The 23,405-nt window shown below is 23.1% G+C and carries 18 protein-coding genes and 2 pseudogenes; 15 read left to right on the plus strand and 5 right to left on the minus strand.

The annotated features are described in order from the left end of the window. Positions 1-18 precede the first annotated feature (18 nt). Positions 19-2,427, minus strand: a complete 2,409-nt coding sequence (mutS, locus tag FQV33_RS01125) for a DNA mismatch repair protein MutS (protein WP_158347847.1) — start codon at positions 2,425-2,427, stop codon at positions 19-21. A gap of 160 nt (positions 2,428-2,587) precedes the next feature. Between mutS and FQV33_RS01130 the strand changes: the two genes are divergently transcribed. Continuing rightward, entirely contained in the window at positions 2,588-3,226 is a 639-nt protein-coding gene (locus FQV33_RS01130) for a DsbA family protein (protein ID WP_158347848.1), read from the plus strand. A gap of 177 nt (positions 3,227-3,403) precedes the next feature. Continuing rightward, positions 3,404-4,279: a 5'-3' exonuclease gene (locus FQV33_RS01135; RefSeq protein ID WP_158347850.1), complete on the plus strand. Its 876-nt coding sequence runs from the start codon at positions 3,404-3,406 to the stop codon at positions 4,277-4,279. A 22-nt stretch (positions 4,280-4,301) separates the two neighbouring features. Here FQV33_RS01135 and yihA read toward each other — a convergent pair whose 3' ends face one another. Continuing rightward, positions 4,302-4,907 (minus strand): ribosome biogenesis GTP-binding protein YihA/YsxC, encoded by a 606-nt coding sequence (gene yihA, locus FQV33_RS01140; RefSeq protein WP_158347852.1) that lies wholly within the window; start codon positions 4,905-4,907, stop codon positions 4,302-4,304. Positions 4,908-5,081: 174 nt separating this feature from the next. Here yihA and typA point away from each other — a divergent pair, with 174 nt between their 5' ends. After that, positions 5,082-6,911 carry a translational GTPase TypA gene (gene typA / locus FQV33_RS01145; RefSeq protein ID WP_158347854.1) on the plus strand — a complete coding sequence of 610 codons (1,830 nt, stop codon included), beginning with the start codon at positions 5,082-5,084 and terminating at the stop codon, positions 6,909-6,911. A gap of 150 nt (positions 6,912-7,061) precedes the next feature. On the opposite strand, the gene gmk is transcribed toward typA, so the two are convergent. Both gmk and ygfZ read right to left on the minus strand, forming a co-directional pair. Continuing rightward, positions 7,062-7,685 carry a guanylate kinase gene (gmk, locus tag FQV33_RS01150; RefSeq protein ID WP_158347856.1) on the minus strand — a complete coding sequence of 208 codons (624 nt, stop codon included), beginning with the start codon at positions 7,683-7,685 and terminating at the stop codon, positions 7,062-7,064. A gap of 106 nt (positions 7,686-7,791) precedes the next feature. After that, entirely contained in the window at positions 7,792-8,751 is a 960-nt protein-coding gene (gene ygfZ, locus FQV33_RS01155; RefSeq protein ID WP_158347858.1) for a tRNA-modifying protein YgfZ, read from the minus strand. Positions 8,752-8,898: 147 nt separating this feature from the next. Between ygfZ and prfB the strand changes: the two genes are divergently transcribed. The 12 genes and pseudogenes from prfB (at position 8,899) to tusA (ending at position 22,163) form a co-directional block, all read left to right on the plus strand. Next, a protein-coding gene (gene prfB, locus FQV33_RS01160; RefSeq protein WP_193201187.1) for a peptide chain release factor 2 occupies positions 8,899-9,997 on the plus strand; the annotation gives its coding sequence in 2 pieces (ribosomal slippage) (positions 8,899-8,973 and positions 8,975-9,997; 1,098 coding nt in all). A gap of 8 nt (positions 9,998-10,005) precedes the next feature. Next, positions 10,006-11,514, plus strand: coding sequence for a lysine--tRNA ligase (lysS, locus tag FQV33_RS01165; protein ID WP_158347860.1), 1,509 nt, complete (start codon positions 10,006-10,008; stop codon positions 11,512-11,514). Between the two features lie 56 nt (positions 11,515-11,570). Next, positions 11,571-12,818, plus strand: a complete 1,248-nt coding sequence (gene lysA / locus FQV33_RS01170; RefSeq protein WP_158347862.1) for a diaminopimelate decarboxylase — start codon at positions 11,571-11,573, stop codon at positions 12,816-12,818. A 46-nt stretch (positions 12,819-12,864) separates the two neighbouring features. Then, positions 12,865-13,702 (plus strand): annotated as a pseudogene (gene lgt / locus FQV33_RS01175) (prolipoprotein diacylglyceryl transferase). A gap of 17 nt (positions 13,703-13,719) precedes the next feature. Further along, positions 13,720-14,514, plus strand: coding sequence for a thymidylate synthase (gene thyA, locus FQV33_RS01180; RefSeq protein WP_158347864.1), 795 nt, complete (start codon positions 13,720-13,722; stop codon positions 14,512-14,514). Positions 14,515-14,586: 72 nt separating this feature from the next. Further along, entirely contained in the window at positions 14,587-15,906 is a 1,320-nt protein-coding gene (gene miaB, locus FQV33_RS01185) for a tRNA (N6-isopentenyl adenosine(37)-C2)-methylthiotransferase MiaB (RefSeq protein ID WP_158347866.1), read from the plus strand. A gap of 166 nt (positions 15,907-16,072) precedes the next feature. Further along, positions 16,073-16,378 (plus strand): rRNA maturation RNase YbeY, encoded by a 306-nt coding sequence (ybeY, locus tag FQV33_RS01190; RefSeq protein WP_264284753.1) that lies wholly within the window; start codon positions 16,073-16,075, stop codon positions 16,376-16,378. 91 nt (positions 16,379-16,469) lie between these two features. Beyond that, positions 16,470-17,333, plus strand: a complete 864-nt coding sequence (gene corC, locus FQV33_RS01195) for a CNNM family magnesium/cobalt transport protein CorC (protein WP_158347870.1) — start codon at positions 16,470-16,472, stop codon at positions 17,331-17,333. A 264-nt stretch (positions 17,334-17,597) separates the two neighbouring features. Next, positions 17,598-20,186 carry a leucine--tRNA ligase gene (gene leuS, locus FQV33_RS01200; RefSeq protein WP_158347872.1) on the plus strand — a complete coding sequence of 863 codons (2,589 nt, stop codon included), beginning with the start codon at positions 17,598-17,600 and terminating at the stop codon, positions 20,184-20,186. A gap of 26 nt (positions 20,187-20,212) precedes the next feature. Beyond that, entirely contained in the window at positions 20,213-21,241 is a 1,029-nt protein-coding gene (gene holA, locus FQV33_RS01205; protein ID WP_158347874.1) for a DNA polymerase III subunit delta, read from the plus strand. Between the two features lie 6 nt (positions 21,242-21,247). Beyond that, positions 21,248-21,878: pseudogene (gene nadD / locus FQV33_RS01210) on the plus strand (nicotinate-nucleotide adenylyltransferase). 48 nt (positions 21,879-21,926) lie between these two features. Further along, positions 21,927-22,163, plus strand: coding sequence for a sulfurtransferase TusA (gene tusA / locus FQV33_RS01215; protein WP_158347876.1), 237 nt, complete (start codon positions 21,927-21,929; stop codon positions 22,161-22,163). A 102-nt stretch (positions 22,164-22,265) separates the two neighbouring features. Here the strand turns inward: tusA and asd are convergent, their stop codons facing one another. Further along, on the minus strand, positions 22,266-23,381 hold the full coding sequence (gene asd, locus FQV33_RS01220; protein WP_158347878.1) for an aspartate-semialdehyde dehydrogenase: 1,116 nt from the start codon (positions 23,379-23,381) through the stop codon (positions 22,266-22,268). Positions 23,382-23,405 lie beyond the last annotated feature (24 nt).

The raw sequence follows: 23,405 nt of genomic DNA on the forward strand, positions 1-23,405 counted from the left end.
ATATATTAATATAAAAATCTATTTACCTTCTAATTCAATTAATTTTAATTTTGCATTCTTTACTACTATACCTGGCATTCCAGATAGTGAAGCGACTGATATACCATAACTTTTCTGTGATATTCCATGTTTAACTTTATATAAAAAAACTATATTATCTTCATATTCAATTGCATGAAAATAAATATTTTGTATATATTTATAAAATACTTCTAACTTTGTAAGTTCAACAAAATGAGTTGAAAATAAAATCATAGATTTATTTTTAGAAATAAGATAATCAGAACATGCCCAAGCCAGAGCCAATCCATCATTAGTAGATGTTCCTCTTCCTAACTCATCTATTAAAACTAAACTAAAAGAAGTGGCATTATTCAAAATGTTAGATATTTCTGTCATCTCCATCATAAATGTTGAACATCCATTGGTTAAATCATCTGCAGCACCAATACGTGTAAAAATCTGATCAACTGGACCAATATAGGCATACTTTGCTGGAACAAAACTACCTATGCATGCCATTATTACAATAATAGCTACTTGTCTCATATAGGTGCTTTTACCACCCATATTAGGACCAGTAATAAGTAACATTCGTTGCTTTTTAGATAATAAAACCGAGTTATTTATAAACGGATTTTTTGAATAATATTCTATCACTGGATGCCGACTATCTAATAAAGAAATACCATATTTTTTAGTCATTTTAGGACAGACATAATTTAAAGATATCGCACGTTCAGCTAAATTTACTAATACATCTAATTCTGATAACGCCAAAGAAGTATTTTTTATTTGAGATAAAAACGGATCAATAATATCAAATAATTCTAAGTATAGTTTTTTTTCTAAAAGTAAAGCTTGAAATTTTGAATAAATAACTTTTTCTTCATATTGTTTTAATAATGGAATATGATAACGTTCTATATTTTTTAAAGTTTGTATTTTAATATAACATTTTGGCACTAATTCAGCATGACGTTTACTAACTTGAATATAATATCCAATAATTTTATTATAACCTAATTTAAAAGACTCAATCATTAATCTTTTTTTCTCTTCAATTTCAAAGTTTTTTAAATAGTTTTGTGAATTTTCTTCTAAAGATCGTAAATTATCAAGTTCTTTATTATAATCAGGTGCTATTACATCTCCATCTCGAATAGATGCAGGAACTTTTAACTTAATAGATTTTTGTAATAATATTTTTATTGTATTTAAATCACTAATCTTTATGCGTATTTCTTTAATATTTTTAGAATTTATTTTTTTTAGTATTATATGTAAATCAGGAAGTATTTCTAACGTCGAACGAAATCGTGTAAAATCTCGAGGTAAAGCAGTGCGTAAAGCTAATCTTGAACATATTCTTTCTAAGTCACTAACTTGACGTAAAACACCTTGTATTTCTTGATAATATGGTTGAATTAGTTTAATTATTTTTTGACGATTTTTAACTAACTCATAATTTTTTAATGGAGATTTTAACCATCTATTTAACAATCTTCCACCCATAGAAGTTACTGTTCTATTTAATATAGAAAATAAAGTATGATGATTTTCTCCTAAAATATTTTCAGTAATTTCAAGACTTTTACGAGTGCTAGAATTCATAGCAATATCGTTTTTTATATAATTAACTTTTATCTCTTGAATATGAGGTAAAAGACTCATATGCATTAATTTAGTATATTGTAATAAACATCCAGCAGGACGTATAATAAAATGATTTTTTTTAATACCAAATCCATCTAAAGTACAAGTTTTAAATTGAAAGTTTAACAACTTATATGAACTATCTAAATCAAAATCAGATAGAGGACGATTACGTAAACAACTTTTTTTTGGAATTAATTGAACATCTTCAAAATTATCTGAATGTAATAATTCCTTTGGATTCGTACGTTCAATCTCTGAAAGCAAAGAACTTATAGAACAATGTTCAGAAACACCAAAAAAACCTAAAGAAAGATCTAAAATAGCATATCCAAATTTATTTTTTTCTTTCCAAATTGATCCAATAAAATTATCTTGATTATCTTCAAGAAAAGCTTCATCGGTAATAGTACCAGGGGTAATAATTCGAACTACTTTACGATGAATTAATTTATTTTCAAAAATTTCATCTTTAATTTGATCGCATATTGCAATAGATTCTCCTAATTTTACAAGTTTAGCAAGATAATATTCTGCAGTATGACATGGGACTCCAGCCATCGGTATAATATTATTATTTGAGTAACCTTTTTTCGTTAATGTAATTTTTAAAAGTTTTGAAATACGTTTTGCGTCATCATAAAATAATTCATAAAAATCACCCATTTGATAAAAAAGCAACATATCAGGATATTTTGATTTTAAAGACAAATACTGTTTTATCATGGGAGTATGAGTATTATTTTTAGAAAAAAATTTATCTTTTGTCATTGGAAATTTAATTAATATTAAAATTATTTAAAATGAATCTTGATTTAAAAAAAAATGTTAAGTTAAACTATTTCACATTATATAAAAATATTGTTTTGAAATAAATTATTTTAAATAATATTGATTTTTCTAAGAATTAAAAAATAAATTTGGATCACAAATGAAAAAAATATTAATTTTTTTATATATTATACTTTTTTCTTATACTACTTTAGCTGTAGAATTTACTAATACGAAAGAATACCATATAAGAAAAAAATATATTTCTAATACTCCTAAAATCATGCAATTTTTTTCTTTTTTGTGCCCATATTGTTATGAACTTGAAAAAACATATGATATTAGAAATTTAATACGAAAAAAAATCAACAAAAATAAAAGCATAAAAACATATCATGTTAATTTTTTAGGAGGAGAATTTGGAAAAATATTAACAAAAACATGGATTATAGCAGAACAAATGGGAGTTGAAGAAAAAATAATAATTCCTATTTTCAAAGGCATCCAAGAAACTCATACACTAAATAATATTAATCATATTAAAAATATATTTTTAGAAAAAACCGGAATCAGTTTAAAAAAATATAATCAATTTTGGAATAGCTTTTTTATAAAAATATTAATTCAAAAAAACAATAATGATATAAAAAAATTAAAATTAGATTATGTTCCAGCTATATTAATAAATGGAAAATATACAATTGAATATTCTCAATTAGAGATGTTATTTAAAAAAAATTTTTCAAAAAAATATATAGAATTAATTAAATTTTTATTATCAATAAATAATAAAAATTAAAATAATATTTTGTATAAATTATTTAAATATATTTAAAAAATTTTATTTTTTATAAATAAAATTTTTATAAAATACTTATTTATTTAATATGATTTAATTATAAAAGTATTTTTTTGATAAAAATTAATTTAAAATTAACATTATATTTTAATAATATTTTTAAAAATAAGATAAAAAATGTATTACATAAATAAAAAACCAGTAATTATAATAGATGGAACTTTATATTTATATCGTTCGTATTTTACTTTCCAATATTTTAAAAATGATCAAGAAAATCCATATGGAGCAATATATGGTATATTAAAAACAATAAAAAATATTTTAGTCAAATACTATAATTCAAAAAAAATTATTATTATATTTGATTCATCTAAAAAAACTTTTAGAAATAAAATATTTACCGAATATAAAAAAAATAGACCTAAAATGCCTAATTCACTTTATATTCAAATAAAACCTCTTTTTTATATATTAAAAGAAATTGGTATTAAAACTCTAAGTATTCCTGGTATAGAAGCAGATGATATTATTGGTAGTTTTGCACATAAAATTGAAAAATCCGGAGAACAAGTATTAATCGTAAGTTGTGATAAAGATATGATACAACTTGTAACAAATAATATTAGTATATTAAATACAAGTAATAATGAAATTATTACTCCAAGCAAAATACAAAAAACATATGGTATTAATCCTCTAGAATTTATTGATCTTTTAGCGCTTATGGGAGATAAATCCGATAATATTCCAGGAGTTCCTAAGATCGGGATAAAAACTGCTTTATTTTTACTTCAAAAATTTTCAAATATTCAAAATATTTATAATAATATTGAAAAAATACAACTTTTATCTTTAAGAAATGCTAAAAATATTTACACTCAATTAAAAAAATATAAAGATACTGCTTTACTTTCATATAAATTAGCGAAAATAAAGTTAGATATACCTATCTATATAAATTCTAATGATATTTTTTTAAAAAAAATATGTTTTGAAAAATTGTCCAATATGATTGAAAAATATAATATTAAACAAAACAAACACTTATAAAAAATTGATTTTAATTTAAAAATTATTGATATTTTTTATACCAAATATTTAATTGAGATTGCAATTTTTTAACACCTATTTTTTTAAATGATGAAAATAATTCAATATGAACTTCGTTTAAAAAAATTTTTAACTTTTTATATACATTTTGAAATTGTATTTTTTGCTGGCTTAATGTAAGCTTATCACATTTAGTTAATAGTATAAAAATTGGTATATTCTGATCTAAGGCTATATTAATAATATATTGATCATAAACTTTCAAAGGATTTCTAATATCCATTAAAAAAACTAAACCTTTTAAAGGTTTTCTTTCTTTTAAATAACTATATATTAATTTCTCCCATTTTAATTTTATTGATATTGGACATTTAGCATAACCATAACCAGGAAGATCAACTATTCTAAAATTAGAAATAACTTGAAAAAAATTAATCAACTGAGTACAACCAGGTGTTTTACTACATCTAGCTAGTTTTTTTTGATTTGCTAAAGAATTAATAGCACTAGATTTACCTGAATTAGAATATCCAATAAAAGCAATTTCAATTCCATATTCAATATTTATATCAGAAATTTTAGAAATACTTTTTAAAAAAAAAGTTTTATTATAATTGATAATGCTCAAAATTTAACCTTAACTTTTAAAATTAAAATTTATTAAAACACTCTATTTAAAAACTAAAAAATATATTTTTTAGTATTAAAAATCATCCTCAAAATTTAATCTTTTCTAATACTTTATCAAAAAAATCTAAACTATATTTAAATATTTTAAAAATGAAATTTTAAAGGAAAAAAAATGCATCAAAAAATCAGAAACATTGCGATTATAGCACATGTTGATCATGGAAAAACTACATTAGTTGATCAACTATTGCAACAATCAGGAACTTTTAAAAAGCATGAAGAAAAAACTGAACGTATTATGGATTCAAATGATTTAGAAAAAGAAAGAGGTATTACAATCTTATCTAAAAATACTTCTATAAAATGGAAAGAATATAAAATAAATATTGTAGACACACCTGGTCATGCAGACTTTGGAGGTGAAGTAGAAAGAGTAATGTCTATGGTGGACTCGGTTTTATTAGTAGTAGACGCTTTAGATGGACCGATGCCACAAACACGCTTTGTTACTCAAAAAGCTTTTAAATATGGACTTAATCCTATTGTAGTAATTAATAAAATTGATCGAAAAAATTCTCGTCCTGATTGGGTTGTAGATCAAGTATTTGATTTATTTGTAAATCTTGATGCTAATGATAAACAACTTGATTTTCCTATTATTTATACTTCTGCAATCTTTGGGACTTCTGGTGTTAATTATCTTAAATTAGAAAAAAACATGACACCGCTATATGAAGCAATTATCAAATATGTACCTGCTCCTAATGTAGATCCAAATGAAAAATTTCAAATGCAAATTTCACAGCTGGATTATGATAATTATTTAGGATTAATAGGTGTTGGACGAGTTAAGCAAGGTCATATAAAAAGCAATGCATTAGTAACCGTTATTGATCACTTAGGTAATCATAAAAATGGAAAAATTAGTAAAGTACTAAATTATTTTGGAATAAAACGAATAGAAGTAGATAAAGGTGAAGCTGGAGATATAATTGCGATTACAGGTATTAATGAACTAAATATTTCTGATACAATTTGTCATCCAGAAAATTTAAAACCCCTACCAATATTAAATATTGATCAACCTACAGTAAATATGTTTTTTTCAGTGAACACATCGCCTTTTTCTGGAAAAGAAGGAAAATATATTACATCTCGTCAAATATTAGAAAGATTAAAAAAAGAAACTATGCACAATGTTGCTTTGCAAATAAAAGAAACAAAAGATGCGAATATTTTTTCTGTATCTGGACGAGGCGAATTACATTTATCTATATTAATTGAAAATATGCGGCGTGAAGGATTTGAATTAGAAGTGTCTCGTCCAAAAATTATTTTTAGAAAAATAAATGGTATTACACAAGAACCTTTTGAATATTTAACATTAGATATTGAAGAAAAACATCAAGGAAATATTATGCGATTTATAGGAGAGAGAAAAGGTGAATTAAAAAATATGGTTATAGATCCAAATAAAAGAGTACGTCTTGAATATATTTTATCAAGCAGAGCATTAATAGGGTTTCGTTCTGAATTTATGAGTATAACTTCAGGAACTGGCATATGTTGTACATCTTTTAGTCATTATGAAAAAAATCAAAAAAATGAAATTGGGCAAAGAAAAAACGGTGTTTTAATTTCTAATGGAAAAGGAATGGCTGTAGGATTTGCTTTATTTAATTTACAAGAAAGAGGCACATTATTTTTAGGACACGGTACTGAAGTGTACGAAGGCCAAATAATAGGACTACATAATCGTTCTAATGACTTAACTGTAAACTGCTTAACAGGAAAGAAATTAACTAATATGAGAGCCTCAGGAACTGATGAAGCTATAGTGTTAACAACTTATAAAAAATTTAGCTTAGAAGAAGCATTATCTTTTATTAATGATGATGAATTAGTTGAAATTACACCTAGTTCAATACGTTTAAGAAAACGATATTTAAAAGAAAATGAACGCAAAAAAGCGAATCGAAATAAAAATAATCCAATTAATTAAAAATATTAAATATTAAAAATTTTTATTAATTATATAATTCTATTTCATCAATAGAATTATATAAATAATTTTAAAATAAAAAATACATTCATATTAAAATATAAAAATAATCTAAAAATCATTTTTTTAAATGATTCATTTTTTATAAAATTAATTATTTAATAATTGAGAAATCAATATATTATGTTTCTTTTTTTGATGAAATAAACATAAATGTTCAGCAATAATAATAGTTTTTAAATCATTTATAGCTTTTTCAAAATTATCATTAATAATCAAATAATCATACTCTGAATAATGATTCATTTCATCTACAGCTTTTTCCATTCTTTTTGAAATTACTGTATCACTATCTTGACCTCTTGATCGTAGTCTTTGATACAAAACATCCTTAGATGGAGGTAATAAAAAAATACTTTTTGTATTAGGTATTTTATATCGAATTTGATTAGCTCCTTGCCAATCAATATCAAGAAAAACATCAATTCCAGAAATTAACATTTTTTCAATAAATTCACGTGAAGTTCCATAATAATTATTAAATACTTTTGCATATTCTAAAAAAGATTTTTTTTGAATCATTACTCTAAATTCTTTTTTAGATATAAAATAATAATGTTTTCCATGAGATTCACCAGGTCTCATTATTCTAGTAGTATGAGATATAGAAACTTGAATGTTATATAAACATTTCGTTTTTAATAATCCTTTAATTAAGCTAGATTTTCCTGTTCCACTTGGAGCTGAAATAATAAAAAGAATACCTTGTGACATGATGTTTTTAAAAGTATTTTCTAAATTTTTAATAAATATTTTTATTAAAATAAAAAATATTATATATATAATATAATTTTTATAAAATAAAAATATTTAAGAAATGTTAATTTTTAATTAAAAAAATAGTTTTAAATCCGCTAATTCTAAAAATATTTTTAATATTTACAGATTGATTTAATACTGCTTGTATCCAAATTTCATTAGAATATAGATGAACTATTGCTAATAAAAAACCAATTCTAAACCATTTATTTAATATTTTTATTTTAATAATAGATCCGATTTTAGGATTTATTGATCCTTTACTGGATAATAAATACAATGAATGTTTATTTAAATTTTTATAAAAAATTCGAGCTATTATTTCTTGGCCATAATAACATCCTTTATTAAAGCTGATAGCTTCAAGTTTATCTAAATTAATAGATTGTGGTAAAAATTTTTGAGACATAGTTTTTCCAATAATTGGATATCCTGCTTCAATATCTAGTAAAGTCCATTGTTTACTGTTATTTAGTACAATTTTTTTATTAATTTTTTGTTTTAATAATAAAAAATTTTTTAAAGATAAAACTAATAAAAATCGTTCACATGGATTTGAAAACCAAAGTATAGTTGTTTTGTCATTAGAAATAACAGGCATACTATTATTTGGTATATCTATAAATTGTGTTGATAAGAACAATTTAGAATTTTTGCCGGATAATCCTAATAAAAAAACATCATCTAATTGATGTATTTGAACTTGTAAAAATATAGTATATTTTTTAAATTCTTTAATTTGTAAATCAAGCAAACTTCTTTTTATAATACAGGCATATCCTTTTCTATAATGAAATAACAACATAGTACTATAAACTTTTCCATGTAGATTACAATAAGCACACATTTTATATTGTTTTTCTTTTAGATCATTCATATCAATTGTTAATTGATTTTGAAGAAATTTTTTACTATCAGAACCATCTACATAAATAATAGACCATTTTTCAAGAGAAATTAATGTTAAAGGTAATTGAATTGATGAATAAATAGTGTTTTTTGGAAAATTAAATAATGACATTATTTCTCCTGTAATATAGGTAAAATATATTAAGTAAAAAAATAAATTTATATAATTAACTATATAATAAAAAATAAATTAATTTTTAAATTGAAAACATTTTATAAACTATTATTTATAATCAATTTTTAGAAGAATAATAAAATTATGATAGATATTAATATAATAAACAATAAAATTGAAACATTAAATCATCGGAAAAATGATTTGAAGAGGTATCTTTGACTATAATACAAAAAAATTAAGAATTTCAGAAATTAATTTAGAACTATTAATACCTGAAACATGGAAAATAAAACAATCTATATCTAAATTAAACAAAGAAAAAAACTTATTAAATACAGTTGTTGATAATATTAATAAAATTGAAAACAGATTAAAAGAAACTCACATTTTTTTAGAGTTAGCTAAAGAAACAAAAGATAACACAGTAATAAAAGATATTATTATAGAAATACAAAAAATAGAAGAAAAAATTAAAAAACTTGAATTTTATCGCATGTTCTCAAAGACACATGATAATTGTAATTGTTATATTGATATACAATCTGGATCTGGTGGAACAGAAGCACAAGATTGGTCAAAAATATTATTAAAAATGTACTTAAAATGGTCTGATAAAAAGGGATTTAAAACTGAAATCATTGAAGAATCTATTGGTGAGATAGTTGGTATTAAATCTGCTACAGTTCAAGTCTTTGGAGAATATGCTTTTGGATGGTTAAGAACTGAAACCGGAATTCACCGTCTTATTAGAAAAAGTCCATTTGACTCAGGAAATAGAAGGCATACTTCGTTTAGTTCAGTTTTTATATACCCAGATATAGAAGAAAAAATTAATATTGAAATTTGTTTATCTGACTTAAGAATAGATGTATATAGAGCTTCTGGTGCAGGAGGACAACATGTAAATAGAACAGAATCTGCAGTTCGAATTACTCATATTCCAACTAATCTTGTTACTCAATGTCAAAGTAATAGATCTCAGCATAAAAATAAAGAACAAGCAATAAAACAAATGAAATCAAAATTATATGAATTACAAATGCAAAAAAAAAGACAAGCACAAAAAACAATAGAAAATAATAAATTAGATATTAGCTGGGGCAATCAAATACGTTCTTATATATTAGATCATTCAAAAATCAAAGATCTTAGAACTGGAATAGAAAAACATGATGTACAATCTGTATTAAATGGTGATTTAGATGATTTTATCGAGCAAAGCTTAATATCCGGATTATAGAGGTTAAAATGTTTAAAGAAAAAAATCTACCTAATAATATAAATAATGAAAAAAGTATAAGAAAAGAAAAATTAATTGATATGAAAAAAAATGGATTTTCTTATCCAAACCATTTTAAAAAAACTATAAATTCTGTAAAAATTCATAAATTATATGGAGGAAAAACAAGTAATGAACTTGAAAAAATAAATGTCCACGTTTCTATTGCTGGTCGTATGGTACAAAGAAGAATTATGGGAAAAGCTTCTTTTTTCATGCTACAAGATATAGAAGGACAAGTACAAGTATACATAAAAGAAAAATCAATTACACCTAAATTTTATCATGAATGTTTTAAAAAATGGGACATTGGAGATATTTTAGGAGTAAATGGTTATTTATTTAAAACAAAAACACAAGAACTATCTATTTACGCTGAAAATATTATAATACTTACAAAATCATTAAGATCTTTGCCTGATAAATTTCATGGATTATCGAACCAAGAAAAACGTTATAGACAAAGATATTTAGATTTAATTAGTAATAATCAACTATATAATATTTTTAAAAATCGTTCAAATATTATTCAATTAATTCGGAAATTTATGATAAAAAATCAGTTTTTAGAAATAGAAACTCCTATGCTTCATAATATTCCTGGTGGAGCTTCTGCACGTCCCTTTAAAACCTATCATAATGAAATTAATAAAACAATGTACTTAAGAATAGCACCTGAATTGTATTTAAAACAATTAATTATTGGTGGATTTGAGCGTATTTTTGAATTAAATAGAAACTTTAGAAATGAAGGGGTTTCTACAAAACATAATCCTGAATTTACTATGATGGAAGCATATATTGCTTATTCTGATTATCAATACATGATGAAGTTCACAGAAAAATTATTAAAAAATATAATAAATTATTTATTTAATAGTAATCAAGTTGAATATAAAGAATATTACCTAAATTTTGAAACACCATTTTCTCAATTAACTATGAAAGAAGCTATTTTAAAATTTAATTCAAATATTTGTCTTTCTGATTTAAAAAATTTAAAAACAATTAAAGAAGTTGCAAATAATATTGGCATAGAAATACATGAAGCATGGAAAATAGGTAATATAGAAAACGAAATTTTTGAAAAAACAGTAGAAAAACATTTAATCCAGCCAACTTTTATTACTGAATATCCAGTAGAAGTATCTCCATTGGCCAGACGTAATAATATAAATCCAAATATTACTGATAGATTCGAATTATTTATTGCAGGATATGAAATAGGTAATGGATTTTCAGAATTAAATGATGCAGAAGATCAAAAACTTAGGTTCTTAAATCAAATAAAAATGACAGAAAAAGAAAATAATAAAAATATATTTTATGATGCAGATTATATAGAAGCATTAAAATATGGACTACCTCCCACTGCAGGATTAGGAATTGGAATTGATCGTTTGATTATGATTTTAACCAATCAAAAAAGTATTCGAGAAGTAATTTTATTCCCTACTTTACGTCCATCTTTAAAATAAAAATCATATTTTAGATAAAGTTTACATAAATTTCAAAAAAATAAATAGGAATAAAAATGCCTCAATTAATTAATACAACTACAAGTAATCTTAACGTTAAAAATATTCAATTACTAATAAAAAAATATCAATCCCCATTTTGGGTTTACGATGCGAATATAATTCATAATAAAATTCAACTATTAAAAGAATTTGATATTATTAGATTTGCTCAAAAAGCTTGTTCTAATATTCATATTTTAAACTTAATGAGAAAAAAAAATTTAAAAGTAGATGCTGTATCATTAGGAGAAATAGAACGAGCTATAGTAGCTGGATTTAAAAAAAGTAGTGATGAAATTGTTTTTACTGCAGATTTATTTGATGAAGAAACACTCTCTAAAATTATTAAATATAATATCCCAGTAAATGCCGGATCATTAGATATGTTAAAACAATTAGGAAATATTTCTCCAGGTCATCATGTTTGGTTAAGAATTAATCCTAAATTTGGTTATGGACATAGCAAGAAAACAAATACTGGAGGAGAAAATAGTAAACATGGAATTTGGAATCCTAATTTAGCAATACCTATTATAAAAAAATATAAATTAAAATTAATAGGTTTACATATGCATATTGGTTCTGGTGTAAATTATCAACATTTAAAAAAAGTCTGTCATGCAATGGTAGAAAGTGTAATACAAATAAATGAAAAAATAAAATGTATTTCTGCCGGAGGAGGATTGCCAATACCTTATAAATTCAATGAAAAACCGATTAATATAAAAAAATATTTTACTTTATGGGATCAAGCAAGAAAAAAGATTTCTAAATTTTTAAATAAATCAATTCAACTAGAAATTGAACCAGGCAGATTTTTAGTCGCAGAATCAGGAATATTAATTTCTCAAATAAGAGCAATTAAAAAAATGGGTAATAAAAATTTTGTTTTAATTGATGCTGGATTTAATGATTTAATGCGTCCTACAATGTATGGAAGTTATCACTACATATCTGTTATACCATCAGATAATAGAGAAATTGAACAAAACAAAACAATCGATGTAGTTATAGGAGGGCCATTATGTGAATCAGGAGATATATTCACACAAAAAGAAGGAGGAGATATACAAACTAGAAAACTACCATATATCAAAATAGGAGATTACTTAGTTTTTCACGATACAGGTGCATATGGTGCATCAATGTCATCTAATTATAATACTAGACCTCTTATTCAAGAGATATTAATAGAAAATAATACTTTTAAAATTATTAGGAGAAGACAAACTATTAAAGAACTATTAAGTTTAGAACAATAATAAATCTTTTTAAGATCTATCAATCAAAAAAGAGAATAAAAAAGATATGTACATTAATTTTCCAAAATTCAATCCTATTATTTTTTCTATCGGTCCTTTTTCTGCACATTGGTATGGATTTATGTATGTTATTAGTTTTATTTTTGCTATTATTTATGGAAAAAAATTATTAAAAAAAAAAAATAAATAAAATTAATATAGAATCGTTTCTATACACTATTTTTTTAGGTTCTTGCATTGGAGGGAGAATAGGATATATAATTTTTTATAATTTTTCATATTTTTCTCAACATATATTCTGTTCATTTCATATTTGGGAAGGTGGAATGTCATTTCATGGAGGGCTAATAGGGGCAATCATTAGCATGTATTATGTTGCTATAAAAAATAAAATTAAAATTTTAATTATTTCGGACTTTATAAGTCTTTTAATACCTTTCGGTTTAGGAGCTGGACGATTAGGAAATTTAATTAATGGAGAATTATGGGGACGTATCGCTCCTAATTTTCCATATGCAGTATTTTTTCCAAATGCAAAAAATCAAGATTTAGAATTAGTATTAAAATATCCTCAACTACAAACAATATTAGAAAAATACGGAGCATTGCCTCGTCATCCATCCCAAATTTATGAATTTATTTTAGAAGGTATTTTATTATTTTTAATAATCTATTTTTTTGATAAAAAGAAAAGACCTATAGGTAGTACTAGTGGTCTCTTTTTACTTAGTTATGGAATATTAAGAATTATTGCTGAAATATTTCGAGAACCTGACCCCCAAATTGGATTAATTCAAAATTTTATTACAATGGGTCAAATATTATCAATTCCAATGGTTATATTTGGAATAATTATTATATTTATATCTTATTATAAAAAATAATCGAATTTTGAGATATTATGAAAAAATACTTAGAATTAATAAAAAAAATAATTAAAAATGGAAATCCAAAAAATGATCGCACTGGAACAGGAACGTTATCTATTTTTGGACATCATATAAGACTGAACTTAAAAAAAGGATTTCCTCTTCTTACTACAAAAAAATGTTATATACCTGCTATTATTCATGAACTTTTATGGTTTCTTCAAGGAGAAACTAACATTAAATATCTTAATAAAAATAAAATATCTATTTGGGATAATTGGGCTGATAAATTTGGTAATCTCGGGCCAATTTATGGAAAACAATGGAGAAGTTGGAACACATCAGATGGCAAAAAAATCGATCAAATAAAAAATGTAATAAAACAATTAAAAAGTGATCCAGACTCTCGTAGAATATTAGTATCCAGCTGGAATGTTGGAGAAATAAATCAAATGTCTTTACCTCCTTGTCATGTATTATTTCAATTTTATGTATTTAAAAATAGATTAAGTTGCCAACTATATCAACGTTCTTGTGATGTTTTTCTTGGATTACCATTTAATATAGCAAGTTATGCAATGCTCACACATATGATAGCACAGCAATGTAATTTTGAAGTAAATGAATTTATATGGACAGGTGGTGATATTCATTTGTATAATAATCATATTTCATTAGCAAAAAAGCAACTGCTTAGAAATCCTAGAAAATTACCAACATTAATAATCTCAAATAAACCTCGTTCATTATTTAATTATGTTTTTGAAGATTTTAAAATTATTAATTATAATCCTTACCCTTCAATTCATGGCACAATATCTATATAAAAATCTTCAAAATAGTTTCTTTATTTAAATAAAATACTTTGAAAAAATAACAGGATTCATATAATTAAAAAAATGAAATATATATACATTAAAACCTGGGGCTGTCAAATGAATGAATATGATTCATCTATGATAGTAAAATATTTAGAAAAAACAGGTCAATATTTAATTACTAAAAATTCTGAAAAAGCAGATATCTTAGTGTTAAATACTTGTTCAATAAGAGAAAAAGCTCAAGAAAAAGTTTTTCATCAATTAGGAAGATGGAAAAAATTAAAAAATAAAAATTCTAATATTATTATTGCTGTTGGAGGTTGTGTAGCGACACAAGAAGGCGAAGAAATTTTTAAAAGGTCTAAAGATGTAGATATTATATTTGGGACTCAAAGTTTACATAAACTACCTAAAATGATTAATGAAGTAGAAAAAAATAAAACATTTGTTATTGATATTAGCTTTCCGAAACTAGATAAGTTTAATTCTTTTTTAGAAATTAAAAATACAGGATACACAGCATCTGTTTCAATAATGGAAGGATGTAATAAATATTGTTCATTTTGTGTTGTACCATATACAAGAGGCCAAGAAATCAGTCGACCGTCTGATGATGTTTTATTTGAAATAGCAAGTTTAGCTGAAAATGGTATAAGAGAAATTAATTTATTAGGACAAAATGTAAACGCATATCAAGGCCCGACTTTTGATGGAAAAATTTGTTTTTTTTCGGAATTATTACGATTAATTTCAGAAATAGATGGTATTGAAAGAATTCGTTTTACTACAAGTAATCCACTTGAATTTAGTGATGATATTATTGAAGTATATAAAGATACTCCTAAATTAGTTAGTTTTTTACATCTTCCTGTCCAAAGCGGATCAAATAAAATATTACAACTTATGAAAAGATCATATACTACAGAAGAATATGAAAGAATTATCGAAAAACTAATTAAAGCACGTCCAAATATTCAAATTAGTTCTGATTTTATTGTTGGTTTTCCAGGAGAATCTAAAGAAGATTTTAAACAAACTATAAATTTTATAAAAAAAATTAATTTTGATATGAGCTATAGTTTTATATATTCAAATAGACCAGGAACACCAGCATCAGAAATGAAAGATGACATTGATCTCAAAGAAAAAAAAGAACGTTTATATACATTGCAAAACTGTATTAATAAACAAACTATGTCTTGGAGTAGAAAAATGTTAGGAAGTAAACAGTCTATTTTAGTAGAAGGTATATCTAAAAAAAATTCTATGCAACTATATGGAAAAACAGAAAATAATAGAATTGTAAATTTTTATGGATCACCAAAAATGATTGGTAAATTTGCTGAAGTACAAATAAATGAGGTACACACTCATATTTTACAAGGTCAATTATTATAAATAATTATATGAAAAAAAAAGATTGTTTTATTTTAAATACACAAATAAATTGTAAAAATAAAGAGAAAATACCAAAAAAAAGAATATTTAAACAATGGATAAGAAAAATTTTATATAAAAAAAAAACATTCAAGTTATTACAATTCGAATTGTAGATGAAACAGAAATAAAAAATTTAAATTTAAAATATAGAGGAAAAAATCATCCAACAAACATTTTATCTTTTCAAACAAATGTTTTTATACAAAAAAATATAAAATTACTAGGAGATTTAGTTGTATGTAAAACAATTATAGAAAAAGAATCTATACAGTATAATAAAACGTTAGAATCCCGTTGGGCACATATGATTATACATGGAACACTTCATTTATTAGGATATAATCATAAAAATCGAAAAGAACAAAAAATTATGGAAAACATAGAAAATAAAATTATGTTATCTTTAAATTATAATGAACCATACTTTTAAAAATTAATAATTCTTTATAAAAATTATTTTAACCTAAGATTTTCTAACATAGAATAGTAAAATATATTTTAAAAATAGATAACTAAATATTATGAGTGAAAAAGATGTAAAAAGTTCAGAAAAAATTAATAAAAAAGGGTTTTTTTCTATCTTGATGAATCATATTTTTCATGATGAACCTAAAAATAGAGAAGAATTACTAGCATTAATTCGAGATTCAGAACAAAATGAACTTATTGATGAAGATACATGTGATATGTTAGAAGGTGTAATGCATATCGCAAAGAAAAAAATTAAAGAAATAATGATACCCAGGACACAGATGATAATATTAAAATTAAATTATAATTTAAACAAGTGTCTTGACATTATTTTAGAATCTGCACATTCACGTTTTCCAGTAATGAATAGCGATAAAAACTATGTAGAAGGATTTTTAATTGCTAAAGATTTATTACCATTTATGAGAAACTCAAATAAAAATTTTCATATAAAAGATATCTTAAGACCAGCTGTCGTTGTTCCTGAAAGCAAATATGTAGATAGAATGCTAAAAGATTTTCGTTTAAAACGAACGCATATGGCAATAGTAATAGATGAATTTGGAGCAGTATCTGGATTAGTAACTATAGAAGATATTCTTGAGTTAATAGTCGGAGAAATAGAAGATGAATACGATGAAGAAGAAAAAGTAAATATTCGTAAATTACAAGAACATATGTTTTCTATTAAAGCATTAACAGAAATAAAAGAATTTAATGATTTTTTTAAAACTCGTTTTAGTAATGAAGAAGTAGACACTATTGGAGGCTTAGTAATGAAAGCATTTGGACATTTACCAAGTTATGGAGAAGAGATTAATATTAATGGATATAACTTTAAAATATCTTCAGCAGATAGCAGAAAAATAATACAAATACATGTAACTATTCCAGAAAAAAAATCCCCAAAATAATGTAAAAATAAAAAATATTTACAAAACACATCTTATACTTTATATCTATTTTTTATATATTTATTATCTACAAAAATTCTTTGTTAATGTAAATTAATCTAAAATATTATAAAAAATATTTATATTTAAAAATTTTTATTTATATGCAAAATAAATTGTAATTTGTTATTAATAATCAAATATAAAATAAAGTTTTATCTATTATATAAAAAGTTAAAATTTTTTTTATTTTTAAAAATATAAAAATTATTATAGAGAAAAATTATGGAACAAGAATATTGTCCAAAAGATATTGAAATATATGTACAAAAATATTGGAAAAATAACAAAACTTTTCATGTTCATGAAGATAACACAAAAGAAAAATATTATTGCCTTCCCATGCTTCCTTATCCTTCTGGTAAACTACATATGGGTCATGTTAGAAATTATACTATTAGTGATGTCATTGCAAGATATCAAAGAATGTTAGGAAAGAATGTTTTACAACCTATTGGTTGGGATGCTTTTGGGCTTCCTGCAGAAGAAGCTGCTATTAAAAATAATACAATGCCATCATCTTGGACATATAAGAATATTAAATATATGAGAAAACAGCTGGAATCACTAGGTTTTAGCTATGATTGGGATCGAGAAATAACCACATGTCAACCAGAATATTATAAATGGGAACAATGGTTTTTTATTCAATTATATAAAAAAAAATTAGTTTATAAAAAAAATAGTTTAGTAAATTGGTGTCCGTATGATAAAACTGTTTTAGCTAATGAACAAGTAATCAATGGTTGTTGTTGGAGATGTCAAAGTACCATAAAAATAAAAAAAATTCCACAATGGTTTATAAAAATTAGAAATTACGCTGAATCGTTACATAATGATTTAAAACAATTAAAAAATTGGCCTGAAAAAGTTAAAAATATGCAAAGAAATTGGATTGGCAGATCGGAAGGGTTTGAAATTTCTTTTAATATTAAAAATAGCAACAAAAAAATTAAAATATTTACTACTAGAATTGACACTATAATGGGAGTTACATATATTGCTATATCTCCTTTTCATAAATTTTCCATGTATCTTTCAAAAAAAAATCAAATATTAAAAAAATTTATTGACATACAAAACAATGAAAACTTATCTAAAGAAGAGATGGAAGAAAAAAAATTTTATGGAATAAACACTAATATATTTGCGATACATCCTATTACAAAAAAAAAAATACCCATTTGGATAGCAAATTATGTAATAAATGATTATGGTACTGGATCAGTTATGTCAGTTCCAGGGCATAATGTAAATGATTGGAATTTTGCTATAAAAAATAATTTAAAAATTAAATATGTTATCCAACAATCTAATATAAAAAATATGCAATTAGTTAAAAAAACATTTTTTCCTGAAAAAGGAATATTAATAAACTCTGGAGAATTCAATCAGCTTGATTATAAAAATGCAACTCAAAAAATAAAAAAAAAACTATTAGAAGAAACAAATATAAAAACAAAAATTATTTATAAACTACAAGATTGGTGCATATCTAGACAACGTTATTGGGGAACTCCAATTCCTATGGCAACAATGAAAAATGGGGAAATTGTTCCAATACCAGAAAAAGATTTACCGGTATTATTACCTGAAACAACAAAACATTTGGATGTATTAAAAAACTCTTCATATAACAAATCAACTTGCTATACTACTAAAATTAATAATCAAACTGCTATTAGAGAAACAGACACTTTTGATACATTTATGGAATCGTCTTGGTATTATGCAAGATATACTTGTCCTCATTTTGAAAAAGGAATAATTGATCCTATAGCATCAAAATATTGGTTACCTGTTGATCAATATATTGGAGGAATAGAACATGCTATTATGCATTTAATGTATTTTAGATTTTATCATAAATTATTACGTGATTTTAAATTTGTTAAATTTGATGAACCAGTACAAAATTTAATATGTCAAGGAATGGTTTTATCAGAAGCATTTTATCAAATTGGTGAAAATAATCAACGCAATTGGATTCATAAATCTAATATATATATTCAAAAAAATATTAAAGGAGAAATTATTAATGCAAAAGATAAAAAAGGTAAAAAAGTTATATATGCTGGAATGATTAAAATGTCCAAATCTAAAAATAATGGAATTGAACCAGAATTAATGATTAATAATTATGGAGCTGATACAATTCGATTATTTATTATGTTCGCTGCTCCTATAGAATCATCATTAGAATGGAATGAATCTGGAGTAAAAGGTATTTATCGATTTTTAAAAAAATTATGGAAATTATCATTTAGTTATATTCAAATAAAACATAAATATAAAAATATAGACTTTAATACTTTAAATAAAAAACAAAAAAACATGTATCATGTATTACATAAAACAATTGCTAAAGTTTCTGATGATATCAGTCGTCGAAAATCATTTAATACTGCTATTTCTCAAATTATGGAATTAGTAAACACACTAATAAAATTTAAATTAGAAAATGAAGAAGATAAATGTATTATGAAAGATTCATTAATATCGATTATAAAAATGCTCTATCCATTTACACCGCATTTATGTTTTATCTTATGGAAAAATTTAAATAACAATTGTTTCATAGATAATGAAAAATGGCCTGTTTTTCAAAAAAAATTTTTATTAAAAACAAATGATATACTAGTTATTCAAATCAATGGAAAAAAAAGACTTACTATAGAAATTCCAGGTAATTTAACAAAAAAAGAAATTTTTACTTATGTTCAAAATAGTTCATTATTTCAAAAAAAAATAGAAAATAAAAAAATAAAAAAAATAATTTATATTCCTAATAAAATAATCAACTTTGTCATATAAAACTTTTAAAATGGTATTTTATTTATATGAAATTTATATATACAGAAGAATTAAAAAAAAAAATAATTAAAAATTTAAATCATTTTTATATTCTCTTAGGAGAAGATTTAATATTGTTAAACAAAAATGAAAAAATAATATTAAATTTTGCTAAAACAAAAAGTTTTAAAGAAAATTATATTATTAATATAGAAAAAAATATAGATTGGAATCAAGTTATTAACTTTTATCATTCAAATAATTTATTTTTTAAAAAAAAAGTTTTAATTATAAATTTATTTTTAAAAAATTTAAATTCTTTGTTAGTAAAAAATATAAATAAATTACTTTTTGTTAAAAATTTAGATATATTAACAATATTAAAATTTAATCAGTTATCTAATAATTTTAAAAATTATTTATTAACACAAAAAAATATATTCACTACTGATATTATATGGTGTTTTACACCATATGGTGTAAATTTTAAAAATTGGTTGAAATATGAAATAAAAGAAAAAAAAATAGAAATTACTGAAAATGCTTTTTTATTGCTATATAAATATTATGAAGGAAATACTTTGTTTATATATCATATGTTAAATATAATAATGCTTATATGGAAAAATAAAAATATTACATCAAAAAAAATAAAAAGTATTATTAACAAATTTGCTATTTTTACCCCATCAGATTGGATAAATTCAATTTTTCAAAATAAAATAAAACAAGCTATTTATATATTAGATACTTTTCGTAAACAAAAATATAATCCTATTATTTTAATAAGATCATTACAAAAAGATTTGTTAATATTACTTAATATGAAACGTGAAAAAAAAATAAACATAAATATATTTTTTAAACAAAATAATATTTTTTTCAATAGAATTAAATTTTTTAAACTTGCAATTGAATCAATAAACTTTAATAATTTTCTTAAAGTAATTAGAATTTTATTACAAATAGATATCAAAATTAAAGTAGAATATGATTATGATGTATGGATAGAGTTAAAAACATTAACATTATTATTATCTTCACAAATAAAAACACTAAAAAACCTAAAAATATAATAGACAATGAAAGAAATATATGCAATCTTTGGAGGTAATTTTGATCCTATTCATTATGGACATATTCTTTCTGCAGAAAACTTAGCAAAAGAAATTTCAATAAAAAAAATTATATTGCTACCTAATCAAAACCCTCCTCATCGATCTAAAACTAAAACATCTCTAAAACATAAAATAAAGATGATCGAATATGCTATTAAAGATAATAACTTATTTGAAATAAGCTTATTAGAAACAACAAAAAAAAAAATTTTATACTATAGATACATTAAAAAAAATAAGATTAAAAATTGGATTTTTAAAACCATTGTGTTTTATAATAGGAGAAGACAATCTAAATAATTTAAACCTTTGGAAAAATTGGAAAGAAATATTATCATACGTTCATTTATTAATTCTTCCAAGACACACCATTAAAAAAAATAATGATGAATTAAAAAAATGGATTTTTTTACATACGATTAAAAATAAAATTTATTTACATCAAAAACCATTTGGATTCATTTTTTTTTCATCTATACCTTCGATAAAAATTTCTTCTACTCAAATAAGACAAAATTTTAACAATGGTAAAAGCTCACGTAAATTTTTACCTATAGAAGTAGAAAAATATATTTTTTTAAAAAATTTATATTAAAATTTAATTTGTTTTATATAAATATTACATATGTTAAATATATAAAAAATGAAAAAAATAAATATTATATTAAATTTAATTGGACTGCAATGTCCAGAGCCAATTATGATGATTCGAAAAACAATCAGAAAAATAAAACAAAACGAAACTATATTAGTTTTATCAGATGATCCATCTACTAAAAGAGATATCCCATATTTTTGTAATTTTATGGAACATCAACTTATTGAATATTTTACTCATGTAAAACCTTATCGTTATTTATTAAAAAAAGGATTATATTAAAATATATAATAAAAAATCAATCAATAAGTGTTTTTTAAGCCATTTAATATACACACTATGTGTGTATATTAATTAAATTATTTATAATATTTTTCAAGAATATTAAATATTAATTAATAAACTTAACATTCTTCTTAAAGGCTCTGCAGCTCCCCATAATAACTGATCTCCAACAGTAAAAGCGGAAAAGTATTTATCACCCATGCTTAATTTTCTTAATCTCCCAACTGGGATTTTTAATGTACCAGTTACCGCTGATGGAGTTAATTTAAATATTGTGTCTTCAATATTATTTGGAATAAAATGAACCCATTTATTATGATTAACAATTATTTCTTCCATATTTTTTAATGAAATATTTTTATTTAATTTAATTAAAATTGATTGACTATGACATCTTATTGAGCTTATACGAACACATGTTCCATCTATGATTACTTGATTCTTTGAACCTAATATTTTGTTTGTTTCAAATTGTCCTTTCCATTCTTCTCGACTTTGCCCAGTTCCCATATCAATATCTATCCATGGTATTAAACTTCCAGCTAAAGGTACAGAAAAATATTTTAATGGAAATTTATCATCTTGAATTTTTTTAGTAACTTTTTTTATAATGTCTAAAATAGAATAGACATTACTTGATAAATCTTTAGATACAACATTATATAACGCACCCATTTGTTTTAACAATTCAATTACATATTGAGCGCCTGCACCTGATGCTGCTTGATAAGTAGATACAGAAATCCATTCTACTAACTTGTTTGAAAATAATCCACCTAAAGCCATTAACATTAAACTGACAGTACAGTTACTTCCCACAAAAGTTTTAATTCCATCATCTAACGCTGTTTTAATAGATTTTAAATTAATAGGATCTAATACAATAATAGAATCATTTTTCATTCTTAAGCTAGAAGCAGCATCTATCCAATAACCTTTCCAATTATTTTTACGTAATTTAGAGTAAACAGTATCAGTGTAAGAACCTCCTTGGCATGTTATAATAATATCCATTTCTTCTAATAAATTAAGATTATAAGCATCTTTAAGATTTTTAAATACTTTATTATTTATAATAGGACCATCTTGACCTAATTGAGAAGTTGAAAAAAAATGAGGAATAATTTTTAAAAAATCATTTTCTTCTCTCATTCGGTTTAATAAAACCGACCCTACCATGCCACGCCAACCAATGAATCCAACAGATTTCATCATTAATAAATATACGGTGTTTTTATA

The organism is Buchnera aphidicola (Aphis fabae) (genome assembly GCF_009069125.1).
GTDB lineage: Bacteria > Pseudomonadota > Gammaproteobacteria > Enterobacterales > Enterobacteriaceae > Buchnera > Buchnera aphidicola_BB.